General features: G+C 65.9%; 19 protein-coding genes. 9 read left to right on the top strand and 10 right to left on the bottom strand.

Translation table 11 applies throughout. The features are described from left to right. The first annotated feature begins 91 nt into the window (after positions 1-91). Positions 92-3,061 carry a response regulator gene (locus tag ABT392_RS14955; RefSeq protein ID WP_395385435.1) on the top strand — a complete coding sequence of 990 codons (2,970 nt, stop codon included), beginning with the start codon at positions 92-94 and terminating at the stop codon, positions 3,059-3,061. Between the two features lie 2 nt (positions 3,062-3,063). Here the strand turns inward: ABT392_RS14955 and ylqF are convergent, their stop codons facing one another. Then, complete coding sequence (ylqF, locus tag ABT392_RS14950) at positions 3,064-4,056, bottom strand: ribosome biogenesis GTPase YlqF (protein WP_334278147.1); 993 nt, start codon at positions 4,054-4,056, stop codon at positions 3,064-3,066. Between the two features lie 130 nt (positions 4,057-4,186). On the opposite strand from ylqF, the gene ABT392_RS14945 reads away from it, so the two are divergent. Next, positions 4,187-5,401, top strand: a complete 1,215-nt coding sequence (locus ABT392_RS14945) for a hypothetical protein (RefSeq protein WP_464970807.1) — start codon at positions 4,187-4,189, stop codon at positions 5,399-5,401. 7 nt (positions 5,402-5,408) lie between these two features. Here the strand turns inward: ABT392_RS14945 and ABT392_RS14940 are convergent, their stop codons facing one another. Next, positions 5,409-7,217, bottom strand: a complete 1,809-nt coding sequence (locus ABT392_RS14940) for a tetratricopeptide repeat protein (protein ID WP_395385437.1) — start codon at positions 7,215-7,217, stop codon at positions 5,409-5,411. 194 nt (positions 7,218-7,411) lie between these two features. Between ABT392_RS14940 and ABT392_RS14935 the strand changes: the two genes are divergently transcribed. Continuing rightward, positions 7,412-8,419, top strand: a complete 1,008-nt coding sequence (locus tag ABT392_RS14935; protein WP_395385438.1) for an alpha/beta hydrolase family protein — start codon at positions 7,412-7,414, stop codon at positions 8,417-8,419. A 95-nt stretch (positions 8,420-8,514) separates the two neighbouring features. On the opposite strand, the gene ABT392_RS14930 is transcribed toward ABT392_RS14935, so the two are convergent. From ABT392_RS14930 to ABT392_RS14915, 4 genes are all read right to left on the bottom strand, one after another. Continuing rightward, on the bottom strand, positions 8,515-9,189 hold the full coding sequence (locus ABT392_RS14930; protein WP_395385439.1) for a CerR family C-terminal domain-containing protein: 675 nt from the start codon (positions 9,187-9,189) through the stop codon (positions 8,515-8,517). A 168-nt stretch (positions 9,190-9,357) separates the two neighbouring features. Then, positions 9,358-9,678 (bottom strand): energy transducer TonB, encoded by a 321-nt coding sequence (locus ABT392_RS14925; RefSeq protein WP_334278142.1) that lies wholly within the window; start codon positions 9,676-9,678, stop codon positions 9,358-9,360. An 80-nt stretch (positions 9,679-9,758) separates the two neighbouring features. Further along, positions 9,759-11,312, bottom strand: coding sequence for a methyl-accepting chemotaxis protein (locus ABT392_RS14920; protein WP_334278141.1), 1,554 nt, complete (start codon positions 11,310-11,312; stop codon positions 9,759-9,761). A gap of 208 nt (positions 11,313-11,520) precedes the next feature. Further along, entirely contained in the window at positions 11,521-12,219 is a 699-nt protein-coding gene (locus tag ABT392_RS14915; RefSeq protein WP_395385440.1) for a YggS family pyridoxal phosphate-dependent enzyme, read from the bottom strand. Positions 12,220-12,251: 32 nt separating this feature from the next. Between ABT392_RS14915 and ABT392_RS14910 the strand changes: the two genes are divergently transcribed. The 3 genes from ABT392_RS14910 (at position 12,252) to ABT392_RS14900 (ending at position 15,428) form a co-directional block, all read left to right on the top strand. After that, positions 12,252-13,295 (top strand): type IV pilus twitching motility protein PilT, encoded by a 1,044-nt coding sequence (locus ABT392_RS14910; protein WP_334278139.1) that lies wholly within the window; start codon positions 12,252-12,254, stop codon positions 13,293-13,295. 92 nt (positions 13,296-13,387) lie between these two features. Continuing rightward, positions 13,388-14,524, top strand: coding sequence for a PilT/PilU family type 4a pilus ATPase (locus ABT392_RS14905; protein WP_334278138.1), 1,137 nt, complete (start codon positions 13,388-13,390; stop codon positions 14,522-14,524). Positions 14,525-14,534: 10 nt separating this feature from the next. Then, complete coding sequence (locus ABT392_RS14900) at positions 14,535-15,428, top strand: NAD(P)-dependent oxidoreductase (RefSeq protein ID WP_395385441.1); 894 nt, start codon at positions 14,535-14,537, stop codon at positions 15,426-15,428. Here ABT392_RS14900 and ABT392_RS14895 read toward each other — a convergent pair whose 3' ends face one another. The 3 genes from ABT392_RS14895 to ABT392_RS14885 are packed head-to-tail and all read right to left on the bottom strand — an operon-like array spanning position 15,429 to position 17,077. After that, positions 15,429-16,070, bottom strand: a complete 642-nt coding sequence (locus ABT392_RS14895) for a BON domain-containing protein (RefSeq protein ID WP_395385442.1) — start codon at positions 16,068-16,070, stop codon at positions 15,429-15,431. A 35-nt stretch (positions 16,071-16,105) separates the two neighbouring features. After that, the gene (locus tag ABT392_RS14890) at positions 16,106-16,687 is read right to left on the bottom strand and encodes an SIS domain-containing protein (RefSeq protein WP_334278135.1); all 582 of its coding nucleotides are present in this window, start codon (positions 16,685-16,687) and stop codon (positions 16,106-16,108) included. Positions 16,688-16,696: 9 nt separating this feature from the next. Then, positions 16,697-17,077 (bottom strand): YraN family protein, encoded by a 381-nt coding sequence (locus ABT392_RS14885; protein ID WP_334278134.1) that lies wholly within the window; start codon positions 17,075-17,077, stop codon positions 16,697-16,699. Between the two features lie 16 nt (positions 17,078-17,093). Between ABT392_RS14885 and rsmI the strand changes: the two genes are divergently transcribed. After that, complete coding sequence (gene rsmI / locus ABT392_RS14880) at positions 17,094-17,990, top strand: 16S rRNA (cytidine(1402)-2'-O)-methyltransferase (RefSeq protein ID WP_334278459.1); 897 nt, start codon at positions 17,094-17,096, stop codon at positions 17,988-17,990. Between the two features lie 41 nt (positions 17,991-18,031). Here the strand turns inward: rsmI and ABT392_RS14875 are convergent, their stop codons facing one another. Next, complete coding sequence (locus ABT392_RS14875; RefSeq protein ID WP_334278133.1) at positions 18,032-18,397, bottom strand: hypothetical protein; 366 nt, start codon at positions 18,395-18,397, stop codon at positions 18,032-18,034. A 214-nt stretch (positions 18,398-18,611) separates the two neighbouring features. Here ABT392_RS14875 and tldD point away from each other — a divergent pair, with 214 nt between their 5' ends. Beyond that, a complete protein-coding gene (tldD, locus tag ABT392_RS14870; RefSeq protein ID WP_334278132.1) occupies positions 18,612-20,075 on the top strand; it encodes a metalloprotease TldD in 1,464 nt (487 codons plus the stop codon). 268 nt (positions 20,076-20,343) lie between these two features. Further along, positions 20,344-21,465 carry a 3-deoxy-7-phosphoheptulonate synthase gene (locus ABT392_RS14865; RefSeq protein WP_334278131.1) on the top strand — a complete coding sequence of 374 codons (1,122 nt, stop codon included), beginning with the start codon at positions 20,344-20,346 and terminating at the stop codon, positions 21,463-21,465. Positions 21,466-21,470 lie beyond the last annotated feature (5 nt).

Below are 21,470 nucleotides of genomic sequence, written 5' to 3'. Positions count from 1 at the left end.
CATGCTAGGCCCCTGAAGCATGCCTGCAACAGCGTTTGCGCTTACGCTTGTGCCAAGGTGCCAATTGAATGGCGCCGCCAGGGAGTGCTGGATGGTGGATTCTGACGAGCGGGCTAGCGTCGGCATTTCATTGCATGTCTTTGTCACCCGGCTGATCTGGGCCTGCCTGAGTCCGGTGGTGCTGCTCGCCGCCTACCTGGCGTACGCCCGGGTGCAGCAGGTGCAAGCCGATCTGGACCGCCGTGCCGGCAACCAGGCCCATGCCCTGGCCGTCGACGTCGAGCAAGACCTTCATGGCCGCCTCAATGGGCTGCAGATGCTGGCGCGCTCGCCACTGCTCGACAAGCCCGAGGGCCTGCCATCCCTGTATGAGGAAGCTCAGGGTTTCCGGCAGGCTTTTGGCAGTCATGTGGTGCTGGCTGATCTGCAGATGCAGATGGTCTTCAACACCCGCTCGCCCTATGGCAGCCCATTGCCGCGCCTGCCCAAACCCAAAGGCCGCAGTGCGGTCCAGACGGCACTGGAAACTGGCCAGCCTGCCGTGGGCGACACCTTTGTCGGCCCGGTGGCCCAGCAGCTGCTTGTCGCTGTGGCCCAGCCCGTGCGGCGCGATGAAAAGAATGCCGGGGTGCTCTTGAGTGTGTTCGAGGCCACGCAGTTCCAGCCGCACCTGGACCGGCTGGCCGTGCCCGACGACTGGTCGGTCAGCCTGGTGGACAGCGGCGGCGTGCGCATCGCCCATCGTGGCGCAGCCAGCACGGACGGTGGCAAGCAGGTGAAGGTGCCGGTGGCCAGTACGCCCTGGTTTGCGCTGCTGGAGATACCGAGCTCGATCTATCGCGCGCCCTTGCTGGCGGCGGCGCTCACCTTGTCCATTGCGGTGCTTGGCGCCACGCTGGTCGGTGTGCTCGGCGGTTGGCTGGCCAGCCGGCGCCTGGGGCGTGCGGTGGCGGCGCTGTCGCCGGGTCACGAGGCTGAGCCGGAGGGCCGGCCGGTGGCGCAGATTCGCGAGATCAACGCAGCCAAGGCCTTGCTGGATCGTGCGGCCAGGCAGCGCAGCGAAGCCGACGAGGCCTTGCACCGCAGTGCCGAGCGCTATCGCCATCTGCTCGACAACATGCTGGAGGCATGCCAGATCCTGGATCGTGACTGGCGCTATCTCTACCTGAATGCGGCCGCAGCGCGGCAGAACCGGCAGCCGGTCGAGGCCATGCTGGGCTGGCGCATGCAGGAGGTGTTCCCGGGCATCGAGCACAGCGCGGCCTTTTTGCCACTGCAGGAATGCATGGAGCAGGGCAAGGAGTTCCGCGGCGAAGTGGAGTACCAGTTCCCCGACAACCAGGAGCTGTGCTGGTTCGAGCTCTATGTGCGCCGCTCGCCGGAAGGCATCACGATCCATAGCGTGGACATCAGCGAGCGCCGCCGTGCCGAGCAGGCAATCCGCGCAATCAATGCCGAACTCGAGCAGCGGGTGACAGAGCGCACCGCCGAGCTGATGCAGGCGCGCGAAGCCGCCGATGCCGCCAACCAGGCCAAGAGTGCCTTCGTGGCCAATATGAGCCACGAGATCCGCACGCCGATGAATGCCATCATCGGCCTCAACTACCTCTTGCGCCGCGATGCACAAGACAGCACATCGAAGGCACGGCTGGATCAGGTGGGCCAGGCAGCCTCACATCTGCTGCAGATCCTCAATGACATCCTCGACCTGTCCAAGATCGAGGCCGACAAGCTGGTGCTGGAGCAGACCGACTTTTCGCTGCGCGCCCTGCTGGAGCGCTGCCGCTCGCTGCTGGGGCCGCGCGCGCACGAGCAGGGGCTGAGCCTGGAGCTGAACATTGGCGAAGGCCTGCCCGACCTGCTGCGCGGTGACCCGACCCGGCTCAGCCAGGGCCTGCTGAACCTGCTCAGCAATGCGGTCAAGTTCACCGAGCGCGGTGGCGTGACGCTGGGCGTGAGCCTGCTGAGCGTAGGCCCGGCCGATGATGAACTGCAGCTGCGCTTTGCCGTGCGCGATACCGGCATTGGCATGGCGCCCGAGACCTTGCAGCAGCTGTTCCAGGCCTTTGTGCAGGGCGATGCATCAACCACCCGCCGCTTTGGCGGCACGGGCCTCGGCCTGGCCATCACGCAACGCCTGGCCCGGCTGATGGGCGGCGAGGTGGGCGTGACCAGCACGCTGGGGCAGGGCAGCGAGTTCTGGTTCAGCGCCCGGCTGATACGTGGTGAAGCCATGCCGCAGCCACTCACACGCGCCGGCGACGGCGAGCGCCTGCTGCGCGAGCGCTGCGCTGGTGCTCGTGTGCTGCTGGTCGAAGACAACCCGGTCAACCAGCAGGTCGGCCTGGAGCTGCTGCAGGCGGCCAGCCTCAAGGTCGAGGTGGCTGGCAATGGCGCCGAGGCCCTGGTGCTCCTGCAGCCACCGCAGCGCTTTGACCTCATCCTGATGGACATGCAGATGCCGCGCATGGACGGCCTGGAGGCGAGTCGGCGAATTCGCGCGATAGCCAGTCTGCAAGACCTGCCCATCCTGGCGATGACGGCCAATGCCTTCGGCGAAGACCGTGCGGCCTGCCTGGCTGCCGGCATGAACGACCATGTCTCCAAGCCCGTGGATCCGGCCGAACTCTATGCCGCGCTGTTGCGCTGGCTGCCGGCCACGGCGGGCGATTCCGCCTTGCCGGCACCGGTGCCTGCACCGCCGCCGCCCGAGGCCGAGGCACAGACGCTGGACCAGGTGCTGGGCCTGCGCTATTGCGGCGGTCGGCCCGACGCCTATCGGCGCGTGCTGGAGCAATTCGTCCAGCGCTATGCCGAGAGCGCGGCGGCGATGGAGGTGCTCTTGTCACAGCACGACACGGCCGGTCTCAGTCGCCTGGTGCATTCGCTGCGCGGTGCCTCCGCAACCATTGGCGCGCAACGCCTGCCCTTGCAGGTGCAGCGATTCGAGCTTGCGCTGAAGGAGAAGCCGCAGACCGAATGGCTGGCGGAGGCGAGGGCTCTCGGGCCGGAGCTGCAGGCCTTGCTGAAAGCCGTGCGCGAGCTGCTGGGCCAGCAGTAGGCTCAGTCGTTCGGTTCGCTGTCGTCTTCGACCGCTGCAGCGGCGGCAGCCCGGTCGGCCGCGCGGCTGTCCACGCCCTTGCGGCGGGCCTTGCGATCCGCCAGCTTCTTCTCGCGAGCTGCGTCGCTGGCCTTGGCCGCCTGGCACCAGGCCCCGAACTGTTCGGGCGTTTCCAGCGTGATGCGACCGAGGATGCCCTGGCGGAACTCGTAGATCAGGACCTCGGCAGCCTTCTGCATATTGACGCGGCCGCCACTCATCACCGCGCCGCGCTTGCGGCCGATGGCGGTCAGGAGGCCCTCGTCATCCAGCTCATACGCGGCCGCGCCAAGCTTGTAGCGTTGCTCGATGGCCACCGGGTACTCATGTCGCAGGTACGTGAGCAACTCCAGCGCCACTTCCTCCTCCTCGAAGGCATTGCGGCCGATGGCGCCACTGGAGGCGAGGTTGTAGCCGGTCTGCTCGACGCTGATGCGCGGCCACAGCATGCCGGGTGTATCGAACAGGTAGAAGTCATTCTCCAGCACCAGCTTCTGCTCGACCTTGGTGATGCCGGGCTCGTCGCCGGTCTTGGTCGACTTCTTGCCCATCAAGGTGTTGATCAGCGTGGACTTGCCGACGTTCGGAATGCCGCAGATCAAGACGCGCAAGGGCTTGGCCATGCCGCCGCGGTTGGGCGCCAGCGCGCGGCATTCGGCCGCCAGGGCCTTGGCCGGCGCGACCATCGAGGTGTCGAGCACCATGGCGCGGGTTTCCGGCATGGCCTGGTAATGCGCCAGCCACAGCGCATTGCGCGCGGGGTCGGCCAGGTCCTGCTTGTTCAGGACCTTGAGGCTGGGCTTGGCCTCGGTCAATTCGCGCAGCAGCGGGTTGCTGCTGGAGCCGGGCAGGCGGGCGTCGAGCAGCTCGATCACCACATCGATGCCGCCCTTCATGCGTTCCTTGATCGCGTTGCGGGTCGAGTTCATATGACCCGGGAACCATTGGATCGCCATTGCTGCTCGTCTTCTTTGCTGTGGGGTGTTTGGGGTGTATTGTCTCAGCACCGGATTGCGGGGCCAGGCCTTGCGCCTGAAGTTGCATGCCGGACAATCGCATTCCAATTCAAGATCTGGAGTAGTGCAATTGGCCGAAGAGATGCGCAAGCGCAAGTCGTGGCTTGATGGCTTCATGGCCTACCCGCTGCCCGCGGGGCTGAGCGAAGCTGCGGTGCGGCACAACATCGTGCTGCTGGACCAGTTGCTCTACGAACTGTGGCGCCTCGGTGAGAACCTCGTCTATGCCTGGAGCCCGAGCGGCCGCGGCCTGCGCGTGCTGGTGGCGCCGCACACGCTGCTGACCGAGTACGTGGCCGAGGCGGCCGACGAAGCCGGCCAATGGCGCCGCGCGCAATTGCTCGAGCACCTGATGACGCGGCGCGAGCACCTCTCGGCCGCTGCGCTCGATACCGCCGCCCAGCAACTGGGCCTGAAGCCGCGCCTGATCGAGCTGCCCTTCAACCTGGATGCCGGCCTGGGCCTGCCACTGGTGGCGGCCATCGTCGAGCGCTACGGCATCCGCCTGGTGCAGGACCGGGCCGTGATCCTGCTCGACGCGGTGGGCTTTTCCCTGCTCTCGCCACTGGAGCAGGTGGTGCAGCTCAATGCGCTGTCATGCTCGGTCAACGCGGCCTATGCCAAGCTGCTGGACCGCGAGATCAACATCAACTTCGCCCGCACGACGACCGGCGACGGCTTCTACATCTGGAACCGCATGCGCGGCATCGCGGCCAATGTGGAGCTGTACCAGCTGATGCAGTTCATCCTCGCCGACAACGCGATTGCGCGCGAGCGGGCGCCGCGCAAGACGACGGTGCCGCAGCTGCGTGCCTGCTTCCATGTCGGCTCGCACTATGAATTCCATCAGAGCGAAGGCCTGAACCCGACCTCGTTCAGCTATGTGGTGGGGCAGGTCACCATCGAGCTGGCGCGCATGGTGGAGCGCGCCTTGCCGGGCCAGATCCTGGTCGGCAAGTTCCGCACGCAGATGCGCGACGAGGCCACCGGCCGTGACGTCGAGATCGACAGCATCGAATTCGTCGAGCGCACTCGCGCCCCCCTGCAGCAGCTGGGTGGCCTGACGCTGGCCGGCGCCGAGATCGATGAAATCTCCTGCTACCTGACCGGCCCGGAAGCACCCGATGGCGCTTACGCGATCAGCGAATACGAGATCGCGGACAAGCATGGGCAGCCGCACCGCGTGTTCAATGCCAAGGTCAACATCCATCGCCGCGATGGCGCGCCCATCTTCCTGGGCCTGCGTGACGAGGACCTGATGGGCTTCGAGGCGCGGGTCGTCTAGCCTGCGTTCAAGGTTCGGCGCTGCGGCGAACGCGTGTCAGTTGTGCAAGCAGGTCGGCGGGCAGGGGCGACCACAAAGGGCTTTGCTCGATCAGAAAGTAGTCCTCCGCCGGCGAGGGCAGCCGGTCCTCGGCCAGCAGGGCGCGCAAGCGCGAATCAGCTTCCTGTCGCGCGCCAATCAGCTGGAGCAGCGAGAGTTCTGCGCCGGCGTCGACAGCGCCGGCCTGGATCCAGCGATGGACCAGCGTTGCATGCCGCAGGCGTTCCGTTGGAGGCATCAGCCTGACTGCCAGCAGCAGGTCCCGGACCCGGTGTGGCGATGGTGCTGCGCTCACGACGTCGGCCAGTGTGGGCAGCTTCTGTCGAACCAATGTCTGGGCATCGTCCTTGCGCCCCATCTCGACCCATTGATGAAGCAGGGGGTAGAGCAGGGACGTGTTGGCTGGCCGGCTGTTCGCGCGCCGCTCCAGCAGTTCGGCCGCCTTTTCATGCGCGCCCTCGGCCCGCAAGAGCATGGCTTGCATCAGTTGGACATAGGCGTGTTGCTGCTCCTCTGGCCCCAGGCCCTGCAGCGCTTCTTTGGCCTCTTTTGGCTGTCCCAGGGCTAGCCGCACATGAGCGAGGCTGAGCCGGGCTTCGATGCCCTGTGGCCCTTGCAGGCGATCAGGAAAGCGCTGCGCCCACTGCAGAAAGGCGCGCGCCCGCGTGGCTGTCAGCGGCAGCAGCTCGATCTCGTCCAGCGGCCGGCTGGCGTACGCCGATTCCAGCAGCAGCGCTTCTTCCAGCTGCCTGCGCGAGGCCGCGGATTCGCCATTGGCAGCCAGCGCATGGGCCAGGTTGCGCTTGATCAGGCCCGACAGCGGGTCCAGTTCGGCAGCCTGCTTCAAGCGCCGCAGCGCTGCCTCCATGTCGCCGCGCTCGCGGTCTACCTCACCGCGCCACATCTGCGCATTTGCGTTCTTGGGCGCGGCGGCCAGGGCTCGGTCGAGAAAGCTACCGGCCGCATCAAGATCCTGCTGGCTGAGCTTCAGGAGGCCAAAGCTGGCCACGGCTTCCGGTAACTCGGGCTGGCGACGCAAGGCCTCGCGCAGCAGAGGCTCGCAGTGCGCCAGCGTGCGCTGCAAGGGCCAGTCGCCATAGAGATGCTGGAAATGGAAGACGTCGCACAGGCCCACATAGGCCGGCGTGAGCCCCGGGTCGAGCTGCAGCGCCTGGCGGAATTTCTGTTCGGCCGCGGCGAGTTGCGCCGGGTCGCGCCGCGACCAGAGCCAACGGCCTTCCTGGTAGGCACGGGCGGCGGGCGTGTCGGCCAGCAGGCCGGCGTCGCCGGCTTGAGGTGGGCTCCAGGCTTGCCAGGCGATGAGTACCGTGGCTGCCAGCAAGGCCAGAGCGGCAAGAGCGGCCAGGCCATGCCAGGCTTGCAGGGCTCGCAAGGCTCGGGGCGGCGTGGCGCCTCCTGGCGCTTGCGGGGGCAGGGCGGCCTGGGCGGCCCTGGTGTCGGCGCTGGCTGGCTGCAAGAGCCGGTAGCCCTTGCCGCTCACGCTGCCGATGTAGCGATAGGGCCGCTCGGTATCGCCCAGCGCCTTGCGCAGTTGCGCCACCGCCTGGTAGACCGAGGCCTCGCTGACCACCACGCCCGGCCAGACGCCGTCCAGCAGCGCTTGCTGGCTCACCGTGCCTTCGCCGGCTGCGATCAAGAGCTGCAGCACGGCCATCAAGCGGGGCTCCAGCAGGCGCTCTTCTTCGGCGGCTAGCAGGCGGTTGCTGCCTGGATCGACCGTCCAGTCGCCCAGAAGCCAGCGCTGCGAGCTGTTCATGCCTGGCCTGCGGAGTTCCGCAAGTTCTTGATTTTCAAGGATTCAAGACGCATTCAGAAAACCTTTCGACAAGCTTCAGAGCAATTCCGGGCGGCTGCCGCCAGCATGCCGGCATTGCAACGAATGCTCCCCAGGACTGCCCGATGAAGAAGAATTGTCCGCTCCAATTTCTCCGTTGCCTGACGACCGGCCTCATGTTGCTGGCGGCCCTGCCGGGCATCGTCCGGGCCGAGGCGCCGGATGTCGGTCGCATTGAGTTCCAGGTGCCCGCCATCGCCGGGAAGCCTGGTTTCCTCACCCGGCTCTGGTACCCGGCCGCGGGTGGCAAGGTGCAAAGAATAGGCAAGAACCTGGTCCGGCAAGGCTATCTGGCTGTACCGGATGCCAAGCCGCTGACAGCGGCGCCGGCCCCCTTGATCGTCATGAACCATGGCTCGGGCGGCTCGGGCGAGGGCATGGCCTGGCTGGGCGTGGAACTGGTCCGGCACGGTGCCATCGTGATCGCGGCCGACCATCCGGGCAGCAGTGGCGGCGACCCGGAGCGGCCTGAGCTTCTGCAGATCTGGCGTCAGCCGCAGGAGGTCGGCCAGATGCTGGACGCCATCCTGGCCTCGCCATGGGGCGCGCGCATCGATCCCCAGCGCATTGCAGTGGTCGGCTTTTCGCTGGGTGGTACGGCGGCCCTGTCGCTGGCCGGCGGCCGGCTGGACTTCCAGCGCTTCCCGCGCTTCTGTGAGAGCCACGACGACGGCGCCTGCCGCGCTTTCCGTTCGCGCTTCGCGAGCCTGGATGCGGGCTTCTTCATGCAGGCCAATGCCGTTCTCAGGGAGCCGCGCATTCGCGCCGCCGTGGCGATTGCCGCCGGGCTGACCGAGTCGCTGACCGAAGCCTCGCTGCGAGGCTTGAAAGCGCCGGTGCTGTTGATCAGCGGTGAGCGCGACGGCCAGCTGCCGCCGGCCACCCACGTCAAGCCGATTCTTGGCTGGCTGCCAACTCACAGCCGCTATGTCGAGATCCAGCAAGCCTGGCACTTCAGCTTCCTTCCCTTGTGTGCGCCCACCGGCGTGGCAGTGCTGGCTGAAACCAACGAGTCATTTGCCTGCGAGGAGGCCGGCAAAAAACCGCGCGAGGAGATCCATCAGGAGGTGACGGCCGCCACCCTGCAGTTTCTGCGCGAGCAGCGCATACTCGCGCCGCTTTGAACCTGATCGCACAGCAGATCGCCGCCGTGGCACAGGCCGGCGTGAGTGCCGTACCCACGCCGCACAAGGCCTGAGAGCTTGAGGGCCTGCGGCCTTCAGTAGCGCGCAGCGGCCTGCAATTGCGCGCGCAGGCCCTGGGTCAGCGTCGTCAGCAACTGCTCCTGCACCTCGGCGCTGAGGGTTTGCTGGGCCAGGTGCTGCAGCAGCACTGGCTCGGCCAGGCGGAAGTAGAACGCTTGGTGGAACAGCGAGAAGGCCAGCGCGCGCACCGGCAGTGAATCGGCTTCACCGCCACAGATCAGGGCCACGGCGGCGCGCACCTGCTGGCGGCCGGGCTGCAAGGCCTGGCGGAAGATCTGGCCCGTGGCGTCGGCCGGGTCGGCCTGACTGCGCAGGAAAAACTGCACCCAGCTCTGCGGCAACTCGCCGCTCAGGATGTTGCGGGCCATGCTCAGCATGAAGGCGATCACGGCCTCGATCAGAGCTTCGGTGCCGCCATGCTGCTCGGTTGCCAGCCGCAGCGCTTGCAGAGGCGCGGCCTGGTCGGTCTTCAGACGCCCGGCCAGGAACTCGGCCGCGGCGCGGTAGAGCTCTTCCTTCGAGGCGAAGTGATAGGGGATGGCGGCCAGGTTGACGCCGGCATGGGCCGTGAGCATGCGCGTGGTCGCCAGTTCATAGCCTTGGGCGCCGATCACTTCCAGCGCGGCCTGGATCAGCTTCTGCCGCGTCTGTTCGCTGCGGGTGGGCTTGGGGCAGTCCTCGATGAGCATGCGCCATGCTGGTGCGACCCGGCCCGCAGGTCAATCAAGGGATGCCCCGTGAATACAACAAGGGCCGCGATGGCGGCCCTTGGATCAGGATTCAGCCCCTCCGTGCAGCACACGGCCTGGCCTTCGTCGTGGTTCGGACAAACCGGAGGGCTTGTCCTCGGTCACGACTCAGTCTTCATTGCGGAAAACCAGCTTCACTTCAGCGGTCTGCTTTTCGCCCGAACCTTCGTACTTCCACTCCAACAGGGCGGCGGTGACGGCCTTGTCGAAGACGCGCTTGGGCTCGGCTTCCAGCACGGTGACCTTGCTGACCTTGCCATCGGCATCGATGGCCAGTTCGGCCTTGACGCTGCCGTTGGAGATGCCCTTCTGGGCGGCTTCGCGCGGGAACTCCGGCGGCACCTTCTTGACAATCTTGGGTGCGGCGGCGTGGGCAGAGAGGGCCAGGCTCAGGGCGGCGGCGAAGGCGAAGAACTTGGAGACTTGCATGACGATGACTTCTTGGTAACGGTAGAGAGAGAAGAGAGAGATCTGTAGAGAGAAAGATCTGTAGAGAAAGCGGGCCTGGATCAGGCGGCGGCCGAGCGGAAGAAGCCCACGGCATCCAGCAGGCGGCTGGAGCTCGTCTTCAGCGCGTCGGTCGAGCGGCTCAGCTCGTCGACGAGCGTGGTGTTTTGCTGCGTGGTCTTGTCCAGCTCGTTCATGGCCTGGTTGACCACGCCGACGCCCGAGGCCTGCTCCTGGGCCGAGTGCGAGATTTCTTCGATCAGCTGACCCATGTTGTTGACTTCGTCGACGACCGAGCGGATGGTCACGCCGGCGTTGTTCACCAGGGTCGTGCCGTTCTCGACCTTGTCGGTGCTTTCCTGGATCAGGACCTTGATTTCCTTGGCGGCAGCCGCCGAGCGCGAAGCCAGGGCGCGCACTTCGGTGGCCACGACAGCGAAACCCTTGCCATGCTCGCCGGCACGCGCCGCTTCCACGGCGGCGTTCAGCGCCAGGATGTTGGTCTGGAAGGCGATGCCGTCGATTACGCCGATGATGTCGCCGATCTTCTTGGAGCTGGTGCTGATCTCCTGCATCGTCGAGACGACTTGCGATACCACGGCGCCACCGGCCGAGGCCGATTGACGGGCCTTGGTGGCGATGCCGGCGGCCTTGCGGGTCAGCTCGCTGGCGCCGCTCAGGTTGGCCGCAATCTGTTCCACCGAAGCGGCCGTGTTCTGCAAGCTGGCAGCCGAACGCGAGGTGCGGTCCGACAGGTCGACATTGCTGTCGGCGATGAGGTTGGAGCTCTGGGCCACTTCGCCGGCAGCGGTGCTGACGCTGTGGACCACGCCGCTCAGGGCCATCTGCATTTCATGCATGGCATGCAGCATCTGCGCCAGCTCGTCACTGCCTTGGGCGTCGATGTGCTGGGTCAGGTCGCCGGCGGCAATCGCCTCGGCGGCGGCCTGGGCCTTGCGGGCCGGAACGACGATGGAGCGAGCGATCACGATGCCGCCGCCCAGGCCGATCAACACGGCGACGAGCACCAGGAAGGCGGTCACGTAGATCGACTTCTGAGCGACATCGCTACCGGCCACGGCCAGGTCGCGGGCGCTTTCGAACTGCAGGTCCACGAGGCCCTTCAGGTCGTTCTGGTAGGCCTGCTGGGCCGGACGCACCACGGTGATCAGGCTTTCGCGGGCCTCATCAGGGCTGCCGGCTTCCTGCACCTTCAGGAACTTCTGCAGCGAGGAGAAGAACTCGGCCTGGTGCTCGCGCACGGCATTGAGGATCTGCTTTTCCTTGTCGCCGGCGAGCATTTCGGCCAGGCTGGACAGCTGCTTTTCGCTGTCGGCTTGAGCGGTCTCGAGGGCGGCCTTCTGCTTCTTGATCTGGCGTGCTTCGTCGAGCAGCAGCAGGTCGCGGGAAGCCCGGGCGATGACGTTCACATTGCCTTCCAGGGCATTGGCGGCGGCAATCTTCACCAGGCTGGAATTGGCGGTGCTGTTCAGGTCATTGGCCAGGCGATTGGAGTTCGCTGCGCCATAGGCGCCAATGGCAATCAGCAGGACGATCAGCAGCAGATAGCTCAGGCCCAGGCGCATGCTGATGCGCAGCTTGGAAAGCAGGTTCATCTAGGGAATCCCTCAGACTGTCAGTGGTTGGCGTGCCTTGCGCGGACCGGATGGTCGCTGGCACTTGGCGTAAGAAGAAGTTTCAAGCCAGATGCACCAAAACTCGTGAGTGCACATCGCTGGTCCTGTGAAGGATTGCCAAACGTGGGGATGGGTAATCCCTAGTTTGGGCCTCAACCCCCTGACCGCGGGCTTGCAGGCGTCAGAGTCAGGGCCGCGGACGGCTTCCAAAGATGGCCGAACCGACGCGCACCATCGTTGCACCTTCGAGGATGGCGGCTTCCATGTCGGCGCTCATGCCCATGGAGAGGGTGTCCATGCTGAGGCCCAGCTGTCGATTGGTGCGGGCCATCAACTCCGCCAGGGCGCGGTGCGGCAGGCGCTGTGCCTGCTCACCCTCAGCCGGCGCCGGAATCGCCATCAGGCCGCGCAGCTGCAGCCGCGGCAGGGAGGCGACGGCACGGGCCAGCTCGGGGAGATCTGCCGGCACGACGCCGCTCTTGCTGGCTTCGCCACTGATATTGACCTGCAGGCAGACCTGCATCGGCGGCAGGGACGCCGGCCGCTGCTCTGACAAGCGCTGTGCCAGCTTGAGACGGTCGACGCTGTGCACCCAATCAAAGGCCTCGGCCACGCCGCGGCTCTTGTTGCTTTGCAGCGGGCCGATCAGATGCCACTCGAGGCTGGAGCGCAGATCGGCCAGCTCGGCAATCTTGTCCAGGCCCTCCTGCACATAGTTCTCGCCGAAGCGATGTTCGCCCGCGGCGTGCGCCTCCCGCACTGCGTCCCCTGGAAACGTCTTGCTGACCACCAGCAACGTGACGCTTTGCACGGGTCGCGAGGCAGCCGTGCAGGCCGCGTCGATACGGTGGTGGAGCTGATACAAGTTGGCAGCGATCGTGGCCATAATGCTTCGACGTTTTCGGAGTAGCCCGACCCATGGACATCACCCAACTGCTGGCATTCTCGGTCAAGAACAAGGCCTCGGACTTGCATCTCTCTGCCGGTCTGCCACCGATGATCCGCGTGCACGGCGATGTGCGCCGTATCAACGTCGAGGCGCTCGACCATCGCGCGGTGCACGACATGGTGTACGACATCATGAACGACTCGCAGCGCAAGGCCTACGAGGAAACGCTGGAGGTCGACTTCTCATTCGAGATTCAGGGCCTGGCGCGTTTCCGGGTCAATGCCTTCAACCAGAACCGCGGCGCCGGCGCCGTGTTCCGGACCATTCCGTCCAAGATCCTGACGCTGGAGCAGCTGAACGCGCCCAAGGTCTTCGCCGAGCTGGCCTTGAAGCCGCGTGGCCTGGTGCTGGTGACCGGCCCCACGGGCTCGGGCAAGTCGACCACGCTGGCAGGCATGGTCAACCACCTTAACGAGAACGAATACGGCCACATCCTCACCATCGAGGACCCGATCGAATTCGTCCATGAATCCAAGAAGAGCCTGATCAACCAGCGCGAGGTCGGCCCGCACACGCTGAGCTTTGCCAACGCCTTGCGTTCGGCGCTTCGTGAAGACCCGGACGCGGTGCTGGTCGGCGAAATGCGCGACCTGGAAACCATCCGGCTGGCACTGACCGCGGCTGAAACTGGTCACCTGGTCTTCGGTACGCTGCATACCTCATCCGCGGCCAAGACCGTGGACCGTATCGTCGACGTGTTCCCGGCGGCCGAAAAGGAAATGGTCCGCGCCATGGTGTCGGAGTCGCTGGTGGCGGTGATCTCGCAGAGCCTTTGCAAGCTGAAGGACGGCAGCGGCCGGGTGGCTGCTCACGAGATCATGCTGGGCACCTCGGCCATCCGCAACCTGATCCGCGAGAACAAGGTGGCCCAGATGTACTCGGCCATCCAGACCGGCAATGCCATGGGCATGCAGACGCTGGACCAGAACCTCACCGACCTTGTCCGCCGCAACATCATCTCGCCGGCCGAGGCCCGCTCCAAAGCCAAGTTTCCGGAGAACTTTCCGGGCTGAAGCCCGGAAAGTTCGACGTCACTCATATGGCGTCAGCCATGTGAGTGACGGCAAAATTTGCCCCCGCAAGTCACGAACCGAAAGAGCCTTTCATGGAACGCGACCAGGCCTCGAAATTCATCAACGACCTCCTGCGCCTGATGGTCTCGCGCAAGGGCTCCGACCTGTTCCTGACGGCCGACTTTCCGCCGGCCATCAAGGTCGATGGCAAGGTCACCAAGGTGTCGCCGCAGCCACTGACCGGCCAGCACACGCTGCAGCTGGCGCGTTCCATCATGAACGACAAGCAGGCGGCGGAGTTTGAGCGCACCAAGGAGTGCAATTTCGCGATCTCGCCGCAAGGCATCGGCCGTTTCCGTGCCAATGCCTTCCTGCAGCAAGGCAGCGTGGGCCTCGTGCTGCGGACGATTCCGGCGACGCTGCCGACGATCAAGTCATTGGACCTGCCCGACATCCTGCGCGAAGTGGTGCAGACCAAGCGCGGCCTGGTGATCGTGGTGGGCGCCACCGGCTCCGGCAAGAGCACGACGCTGGCCGCCATGATCGACGAGCGCAACGAGACGACCTACGGCCACATCATCACGATCGAAGACCCGGTCGAGTTCGTTCATCCGCACAAGAACTGCATCGTCACCCAGCGTGAACTGGGCATCGACACCGACAGCTGGGAAATGGCCCTCAAGAACACGCTGCGCCAGGCGCCCGACGTGATCCTGATGGGCGAAATCCGCGACCGCGAGACGATGGAACACGCAGTGGCGTTTGCCGAGACAGGCCACCTCTGCATGGCCACGCTGCACGCCAACAGCGCCAACCAGGCGCTGGACCGCATCATCAACTTCTTCCCGGAAGAGCGGCGCGCGCAGCTCTTGATGGACTTGTCGCTGAACCTGCGCTCGCTGATCTCGCAGCGGCTCCTGCCACGTCAGGAAGGCAAGGGCCGGGTGGCAGCGGTCGAGATCCTGCTCAACACGCCGCTGGTGTCCGACATGATCTTCAAGGGCGAGGTCAGCGAGATCAAGGAGCTGATGAAGCGCTCGCGCGAGCAAGGCATGCAGACCTTCGACCAGGCGCTGTTCGACCTCTACGAGAACCACAAGGTGAGCTACGAAGACGCGCTGCGCAATGCCGACTCGGTGAACGACCTGCGACTGCAGATCAAGCTCAACAGCGAGCGCGCGCGCAGCGGCGACCTGAGCTCGGGCACCGAACACATGACCATTGTCTGAGGCCGGCCGCATGAGCAACCGCAGCTACGAAGCCATCACTCCGCGCCGTGTCGCCTTCCTCGGACTGGGCGTGATGGGCCACCCGATGGCCGGCCACCTGGCGCGCGCCGGCCATCACGTGACGGTCTACAACCGCACGGCCAGCAAGGCCGAAGCCTGGGCCGAGGAGTACGGCGGCTCGGCCGCGCCCACGCCGGCTGCGGCTGCGGCAGGCGCCGACATCGTGTTCGCATGCGTGGGCAACGACGCTGACCTGCGCTCGGTGGTGCTCGGTGAAACCGGCGCCTTCAAGGGCATGAAGCGCGGCGCGATCTTTGTGGACCACACCACGGCTTCTGCCGACGTCGCCCGCGAACTGCATGGCGAGGCCTTGCGCCTGGGCCTGAACTTCATCGACGCGCCGGTGTCCGGTGGTCAGGCAGGCGCCGTGAATGGCCTGCTGACCGTGATGTGCGGCGGCGATGCCGAGCCCTTCGAAGCGATCCAGCCTGTGGCGATGGCCTTCTCGAAGGCGGTCACCCGCGTGGGCGAATCGGGCGCCGGCCAACTGGCCAAGATGGTCAATCAGGTCTGCATTGCCGGCGTGGTCCAGGGCTTGGCCGAAGCGATTGCCTTCGGCCAGAAAGCGGGCCTGGACATGAAGCAGGTGCTGGACGTGATCGGCAAGGGCGCCGCGCAGAGCTGGCAGATGGACAACCGCGGCAAGACCATGGTGGACGACCAGTTCGAGTTCGGCTTCGCCGTAGACTGGATGCGCAAGGACCTTGGCCTGGTGCTGGATGAAGCCCGGCACAACGGCGCCAAGCTGCCGCTCACCGCCCTGGTGGACCAGTTCTACGCCGATGTGCAGGCCATGGGCGGAAGGCGCTGGGATACGTCCAGCCTGATCCGCCGACTGAAGTGATCAGTCTTTTTCCTTCGGAGGTGCTTTCGGCGTCATCCGCGCCAGCTCTTCCTCGCTGATCAGCTCGAACATCTTCACGACCTTCTTGACGCCGCTGACGGAGCTCGTGATCTCGGCGGCGCGGCTGGCTTCGCGCTCGGTCACGCGGCCGAGCAGGTAGACGTTGCCGCGTTCGACGACGACGTAGAAGGCATTGGCGAGCAGGTCCTTGGATTCGACCAGGCGACCCTTGACCTTGGTGGCCAGCAGGCTGTCATTGGCGCGGCTGGTCATCGAGCTGGTGAAGGTGACTTCCAGCTCGTTGATGACCCCACGCACGTTCTCGATCTTGCCGACCACGACCTCGGCCTTGCTCTTGTCGGCCTCGCTGGCCACTTCGCCGGTCAGCAGCACCATGCGGTTGTAGCTGTTGGCATTGACATGGGCGCGATCCGGCAGGTGGTGGCGCATGTTCTGGCCGACCTTGAGCTCGATGCTTTCGTCTTCCAGCTGCATGCCCGAGGTGCGGCGGTCGGTGGCGACCAGGGCGCCGCCCATCATGGCGCCGCCCACGATCAGAGGCGCACAGGCCGTGCTCAGCAGGGCGCTGGCGAGAACGGTGGCCAGCAGGGCGCTGCGGCGTGCTTGGTTCTGGATGCTCATGTGGGGATTCGTCCCTTGAAGAATTGGGTGGGTTGTCACTCGCCGCTGCCCAGCAGCTGCAGGTCGATCGCGTCGCACAGGCAATGTGCCAGCAGGCGCTGGCCTTCGGCCACTCGCGCCGGCCGGCTGTGCGGCAGGCGGATCTGGACATCGGTGTCGAGCAGCGCACTGCGCCACTCGTCGTCCTGGCTGCCGCTGAGCGCGATCACGGTCATGTCCTGCGCATGGGCCGCTTCCAATAGGGGTGCCAGCTGAGCGCGCGGGGCACCTTGCGACTCGAACAGCAAGAGCAGGTCGCCGGGGTGGCCCAGCACCTGGATCTGGCGGGCCAGCGCAGCGCCGGCATCGGCAGGCGCGCTCATCTGCAGCTGGCCATCGAGGAAAAGTGCGGCCAGGCCGGGTCTATCCTGCTCGAAGTGGCCGCTCAGCAGTGCGGCCATGTAGCGCGCATCCAGCGAGGACAGGCCCAGGCCGCAGCAAAGCACGCGGTTGCCGGCCGTGATGCCGTCAACCAGCAATTGAGCGGCGTCGGCCACCGGCCGCGAGAGGCTTTCAGCCACCTGGTACAGCAGGTCGGCGCTCTCGAAAAACTGTTGTTGGATTCTTTGCTCAAGCATTGGCTTGCATCATACCGAGGCATCGAATGCGGCCTGTAACCAGTCGAGTCGCTCGCCATCGAGCGCGAGCACGTCAAAGCGGCAGGGTGGCGGCGTGATCAGGCGCAGCAGGTAATGGCGCGCGGCCAGGATGATGCGGCGCTGCTTGGCGTAGCTCACGCTCGCCGCTGCGCCGCCGTGCGAACTGCTCGCGCGGGCGCGCACCTCGACGAAGACCAGGCAGCCGTCTGGCGTGCGCATGATCAGGTCGATCTCGCCGCCCCGCGCGCACGGCCCGCGTGCGACCCGATAATTGCGCTCCACCAGCTGCAGCCCCTGGCGCTGCAAATACTGCAAGGCGCGGTCTTCCGCCGCGTCGCCGCGCCCCTTCGGAGAGCCCCACTTGAGCATTGCCCCTGCCTCCCTGATGCTGCAAGCCGCAGAGGCTGCGGCCGGCGCTCAGCAGTATCCCGCCGCCTGCCTGTATCTGGTGGCCACGCCCATAGGCAATCTGGCGGATATCAGCTTGCGCGCGATCCAGGTCCTGTCGCTGGTCGATGCGGTGGCCTGTGAAGACACCCGCGTCACAGCGGGGCTCCTGCGACATCTGGGCCTGCACAAGCCGCTGCTCAGCCTGCATCAGCACAACGAGCATGAAGCTGCTGCAGGCCTGGTCGCGCGCTTGCAGGCGGGCGAGCGGATTGCCTATGTCAGCGATGCCGGCACGCCGGCTGTTTCCGACCCCGGCGCTGCGCTGGTGGCTGCGGTGCAGGCTGCGGGCCTGCGAACCCTGCCGCTGCCCGGCGCCAGCAGCGCGACAACGCTGATGAGTGTGGCTGGTGATGCGCAGGCGAGCGGCTTCCGCTTCGTCGGCTTCCTGCCGCCCAAGGGGCAGGAACGGCGCAGGCGCCTGCAGGCCCTCGTGGGCGCAGACCACAGCCAGGTGCTGTTCGAAGCACCTCACCGTATCGAGGATCTCTTGAATCTGCTGGCCGAGCTGGCGCCGCAGCAGCGCGTCACGCTGGGCCGGGAGTTGACCAAGCAATTCGAGACGGTGCATACGGCGCTGGCCGCCGAGCTGCCGGCCTGGTTGGCAGCCGATGCCCAGCGAGGGCGCGGCGAGTTCGTGCTGGTCTTGCATGCGGCTCCTGCCGCCGAATCGGCCGAAGAAGAGCTGCCCCTGCTGGCGCGACGCTCGCTGGAACTGCTGGCGGCCGAGCTGCCCTTGAAGCAGGCGGTTGCGCTGGCCGCAGAGATCAGCGGCGCGCCGCGCAACCAGCTCTACGAACTGGGGCTGGCGATGAAGAAGGCCCGCGAGGCCTGAATCGGCTGTCCTTTCAGTCGCGGCGGGCCTCTGCGCCTGGTTCATTGCCCCGGGGCGCTGGCAGACTTTGCGTTGTGCTTGGCGTGATGGATGTCCTTGCTCGCGCCTTCCTGCATCTTGTGCAGGCGGCGGCGCTCATGCCGGGTCACCGTGCCATCGGCCTTGGCCTTGTCCTCGGCCTTGTTGATGACGTGCTGCTCTTTCTCGAGCCGCCGGGTCTCGCGCGCCGTCAGGCTGCCGGAGGCTGCGCCCTGGGCAATGCGCGCCTGCTGATGGGCTTCACGCTGGTCGACGCGCGGCGTGGCCGGCGTCGTCGTGGGCGCAGTGGCTGCGGGAGCCTGCGCTTGGCTCAGGGCACTCAAGCCAGCAAAGCCGAGCAGGGCGATCAGGCGGATGTGACGGTTCATCAGAGGCTCCTTGGTTGGGGCGGGCAGCGCTGAATTGCGCGTGGCCAAACAACGCCATACCCGTGAGCTCGCCGACCGCACGAGGTGTAAAGAATCGTGAAAGCGCAGACCGTCGCGCGGGCAGCCGGTTCCAGCACTGACATCCGGTCGCCCCCCGATTGCGCCTGGTTTTCGATCATCCGGCAGGGGCTTTCGCCGCTCCTACAATGGCCCGATGATCGCTCGCGAACCCACCCTGGCCCGTCTCATCACGGCCCGAAGCAAGCTGCTGGAACCCTTCGGCCTCAGCGATGAGAGCCTGGCGAAAGCGTTGCGCCTGATCACCGAGCACCGGGTGGACGACGCCGACCTGTATTTCCAGACCACGCGCTCCGAGGGCTGGAGCCTGGAAGAGGGCATCGTCAAGAGCGGCAGCTTCTCGATCGACCAGGGCGTTGGCGTGCGCGCCGTTGCTGGTGAGAAGACGGCCTTTGCCTATTCCGACGACATTTCCGAAGCGGCGCTGCTGGATGCAGCTCGCACCGTGCGCACCATCGCCGCGGCGGGCCAGAGCAAGCGCGTGAAGGTGCCCAGCACGCCAGTCGTGCCGGGCAGCCGCACGCTTTACGGCGAGTCTGACCCCATCGCCAGCCTGGACAGCACCGAGAAGGTGAAGCTGCTGGAGCGCGCCGAGCGCATGGCCCGCGCCAAGGACCCGCGTGTAGCGCAGGTGATGGCCGGCCTGGCTGCCGAGCATGAAGTCGTCTTGATCGCACGCGCCGATGGCACCTTGGCCGCCGACGTGCGTCCGCTGGTGCGCCTTTCCATCACCGTGATTGCCGAGCAGGGCGAGCGCCGCGAGGTGGGCAGCGGTGGTGGTGGCGGCCGTTTCGGCCTGGCCTATTTCACCGACGAGATGATTGCCTGCTATGTCGAGCAGGCAGTCACCGCGGCGCTGACGAATCTGGAGTCGCGCCCGGCCCCGGCCGGCGAGATGACCGTGGTGCTCGGCCCTGGTTGGCCCGGCGTGCTCCTGCACGAGGCCGTCGGCCATGGCCTGGAAGGGGACTTCAACCGCAAGGGATCGAGCACCTTTGCCGGCCGCATCGGCCAGCGCGTGGCTGCCAAGGGCGTGACGGTGCTGGACGACGGCACCATTCCCGACCGGCGCGGCTCCCTGAACATCGACGACGAAGGCTGTGCCTCGCAGCGCAATGTCCTCATCGAGGACGGCATCCTGAAGGGATATATCCAGGACGCGATGAATGCCCGCCTGATGCGTGTGGCGCCCACCGGCAATGGCCGGCGCGAAAGCTATGCCCATACGCCCATGCCGCGCATGACCAACACCTATATGCTGGGGGGCGACAAGGACCCGCAGGAGATCATCGCGAGCATCAAGCGAGGCCTCTATGCCACGAACTTCGGCGGTGGCCAGGTCGACATCACCAGCGGCAAGTTCGTGTTCTCCGCGAGCGAGGCCTTCTGGGTCGAGAACGGCAAGATCCAGTACCCGGTCAAGGGTGCGACCATCATCGGCAACGGCCCGGATGCGTTGACGCGAGTCAGCATGATCGGCAACGACATGTCGCTCGATACCGGCGTGGGCGTCTGCGGCAAGGAAGGCCAGAGCGTGCCGGTGGGCGTGGGCCAGCCGACGCTGCGCATCGATGCCTTGACGGTGGGCGGCACCGCCTGATTGGCAACGCTGACTTGCCATAGCGTGAAGGCTGCATCGGCCGGAGCGCGTGCTACATTCAAGCCATGCTTTCGCTGAAGTCCTACTTTTTTGCGTTTTTTTGGTTCTCGCACCGCACCGGCGGCGGAGAGGCAAGCGCGTAAGCAGGCAAAGCGAACAAGCAAACCGAATCTCCAAAAACCGCCGGGCTCAAGACCCGGCGGTTTTTTTTCGCCGCTTGAGCCCCGCCATAGCTTTTTAGTCAGCCCACACGGAAAGAATCCAGTCCATGAACGCCAAGACCTCGACCCAGGCCGATCGCTGGTACTCCCCGCAGGACAAGACCAGCCAGACCGACGACCAGCGCATCCGCGACGTGACGCCGCTGCCGCCGCCGGAGCACCTGATCCGCTTCTTCCCGATCAGCGGCACGCCGATGGAGCAGTTGATCACCGGCACGCGCCAGAAGATCCGCAACATCATGGAACGCAAGGACGACCGGCTGCTGGTCGTCATCGGTCCCTGCTCGATCCACGACCCGGCCGCCGCCCTGGAATACGCCAAGCGCCTGATGGTCGAGCGCGAAAAGCACAAGGACACGCTCGAGATCGTCATGCGTGTCTATTTCGAGAAGCCACGCACCACGGTGGGCTGGAAGGGCCTGATCAACGACCCCTATCTCGATGAGAGCTACCGCATCGACGAAGGCCTGCGCATCGCGCGCCAGCTGCTGCTGGAGATCAACCGGTTGGGCATGCCGGCGGGCAGCGAGTTCCTCGACGTGATCTCGCCGCAGTACATCGGCGACCTGATCGCCTGGGGCGCCATCGGCGCGCGCACGACGGAGAGCCAGGTGCACCGCGAGCTGGCCTCGGGCCTCTCGGCGCCGATCGGCTTCAAGAACGGCACCGACGGCAATATCAAGATCGCCACCGATGCGATCCAGGCGGCGGCGCGTCCGCACCACTTCCTGTCAGTGCACAAGAACGGCCAGGTCGCCATCGTCGAGACCAAGGGCAACAAGGACTGCCACGTCATCCTGCGTGGCGGCAAGACGCCCAACTATGACGCCGCGAGCGTGGATGCGGCCTGCAAGGACCTGGTCGCGGCCAAGCTCGATTGCGCCTTGATGGTCGACTGCTCGCATGCCAACAGCAGCAAGCTGCACACGCGCCAGCTCGACGTGGCCCGCGACATCGCCTCGCAGCTGACTGCAGGCCGCCAGCAGATCTTCGGCGTGATGGTCGAGAGCCACCTGAACGACGGCGCCCAGAAATTCAGCCCTGGCAAGGACGACCCGAGCAAGCTCGAGTATGGCAAGAGCATCACCGACGCCTGCCTGGGCTGGGACGACTCCTTGCAGGTGCTGGACATCCTGAGCGAGGCAGTGCGTGCACGCCGCGCCAACTGACTCAC

It is taken from the genome of Paucibacter sp. JuS9, assembly GCF_044043925.2.
Classification (GTDB): domain Bacteria; phylum Pseudomonadota; class Gammaproteobacteria; order Burkholderiales; family Burkholderiaceae_C; genus JAUASW01.
This window is presented reverse-complemented; position numbering and strand designations above follow the sequence as displayed.

What these genes read in the sequence shown, in the direction of transcription:
- ylqF (WP_334278147.1), bottom strand. Translation starts at nt 4,056, where the DNA reads ATGGCGATCCAATGGTTCCCGGGTCATATGAACTCGACCCGCAACGCG.
- ABT392_RS14925 (WP_334278142.1), bottom strand. Translation starts at nt 9,678, where the DNA reads ATGCAAGTCTCCAAGTTCTTCGCCTTCGCCGCCGCCCTGAGCCTGGCC.
- ABT392_RS14935 (WP_395385438.1), top strand. Translation starts at nt 7,412, where the DNA reads ATGTTGCTGGCGGCCCTGCCGGGCATCGTCCGGGCCGAGGCGCCGGAT.
- ABT392_RS14915 (WP_395385440.1), bottom strand. Translation starts at nt 12,219, where the DNA reads ATGGCCACGATCGCTGCCAACTTGTATCAGCTCCACCACCGTATCGAC.
- ABT392_RS14940 (WP_395385437.1), bottom strand. Translation starts at nt 7,217, where the DNA reads ATGAACAGCTCGCAGCGCTGGCTTCTGGGCGACTGGACGGTCGATCCA.
- ABT392_RS14910 (WP_334278139.1), top strand. Translation starts at nt 12,252, where the DNA reads ATGGACATCACCCAACTGCTGGCATTCTCGGTCAAGAACAAGGCCTCG.
- ABT392_RS14920 (WP_334278141.1), bottom strand. Translation starts at nt 11,312, where the DNA reads ATGAACCTGCTTTCCAAGCTGCGCATCAGCATGCGCCTGGGCCTGAGC.
- tldD (WP_334278132.1), top strand. Translation starts at nt 18,612, where the DNA reads ATGATCGCTCGCGAACCCACCCTGGCCCGTCTCATCACGGCCCGAAGC.
- ABT392_RS14900 (WP_395385441.1), top strand. Translation starts at nt 14,535, where the DNA reads ATGAGCAACCGCAGCTACGAAGCCATCACTCCGCGCCGTGTCGCCTTC.
- ABT392_RS14930 (WP_395385439.1), bottom strand. Translation starts at nt 9,189, where the DNA reads ATGCTCATCGAGGACTGCCCCAAGCCCACCCGCAGCGAACAGACGCGG.
- ABT392_RS14865 (WP_334278131.1), top strand. Translation starts at nt 20,344, where the DNA reads ATGAACGCCAAGACCTCGACCCAGGCCGATCGCTGGTACTCCCCGCAG.
- ABT392_RS14895 (WP_395385442.1), bottom strand. Translation starts at nt 16,070, where the DNA reads ATGAGCATCCAGAACCAAGCACGCCGCAGCGCCCTGCTGGCCACCGTT.
- ABT392_RS14875 (WP_334278133.1), bottom strand. Translation starts at nt 18,397, where the DNA reads ATGAACCGTCACATCCGCCTGATCGCCCTGCTCGGCTTTGCTGGCTTG.
- ABT392_RS14885 (WP_334278134.1), bottom strand. Translation starts at nt 17,077, where the DNA reads ATGCTCAAGTGGGGCTCTCCGAAGGGGCGCGGCGACGCGGCGGAAGAC.
- ABT392_RS14890 (WP_334278135.1), bottom strand. Translation starts at nt 16,687, where the DNA reads ATGCTTGAGCAAAGAATCCAACAACAGTTTTTCGAGAGCGCCGACCTG.
- ABT392_RS14955 (WP_395385435.1), top strand. Translation starts at nt 92, where the DNA reads ATGGTGGATTCTGACGAGCGGGCTAGCGTCGGCATTTCATTGCATGTC.
- rsmI (WP_334278459.1), top strand. Translation starts at nt 17,094, where the DNA reads ATGCTGCAAGCCGCAGAGGCTGCGGCCGGCGCTCAGCAGTATCCCGCC.
- ABT392_RS14905 (WP_334278138.1), top strand. Translation starts at nt 13,388, where the DNA reads ATGGAACGCGACCAGGCCTCGAAATTCATCAACGACCTCCTGCGCCTG.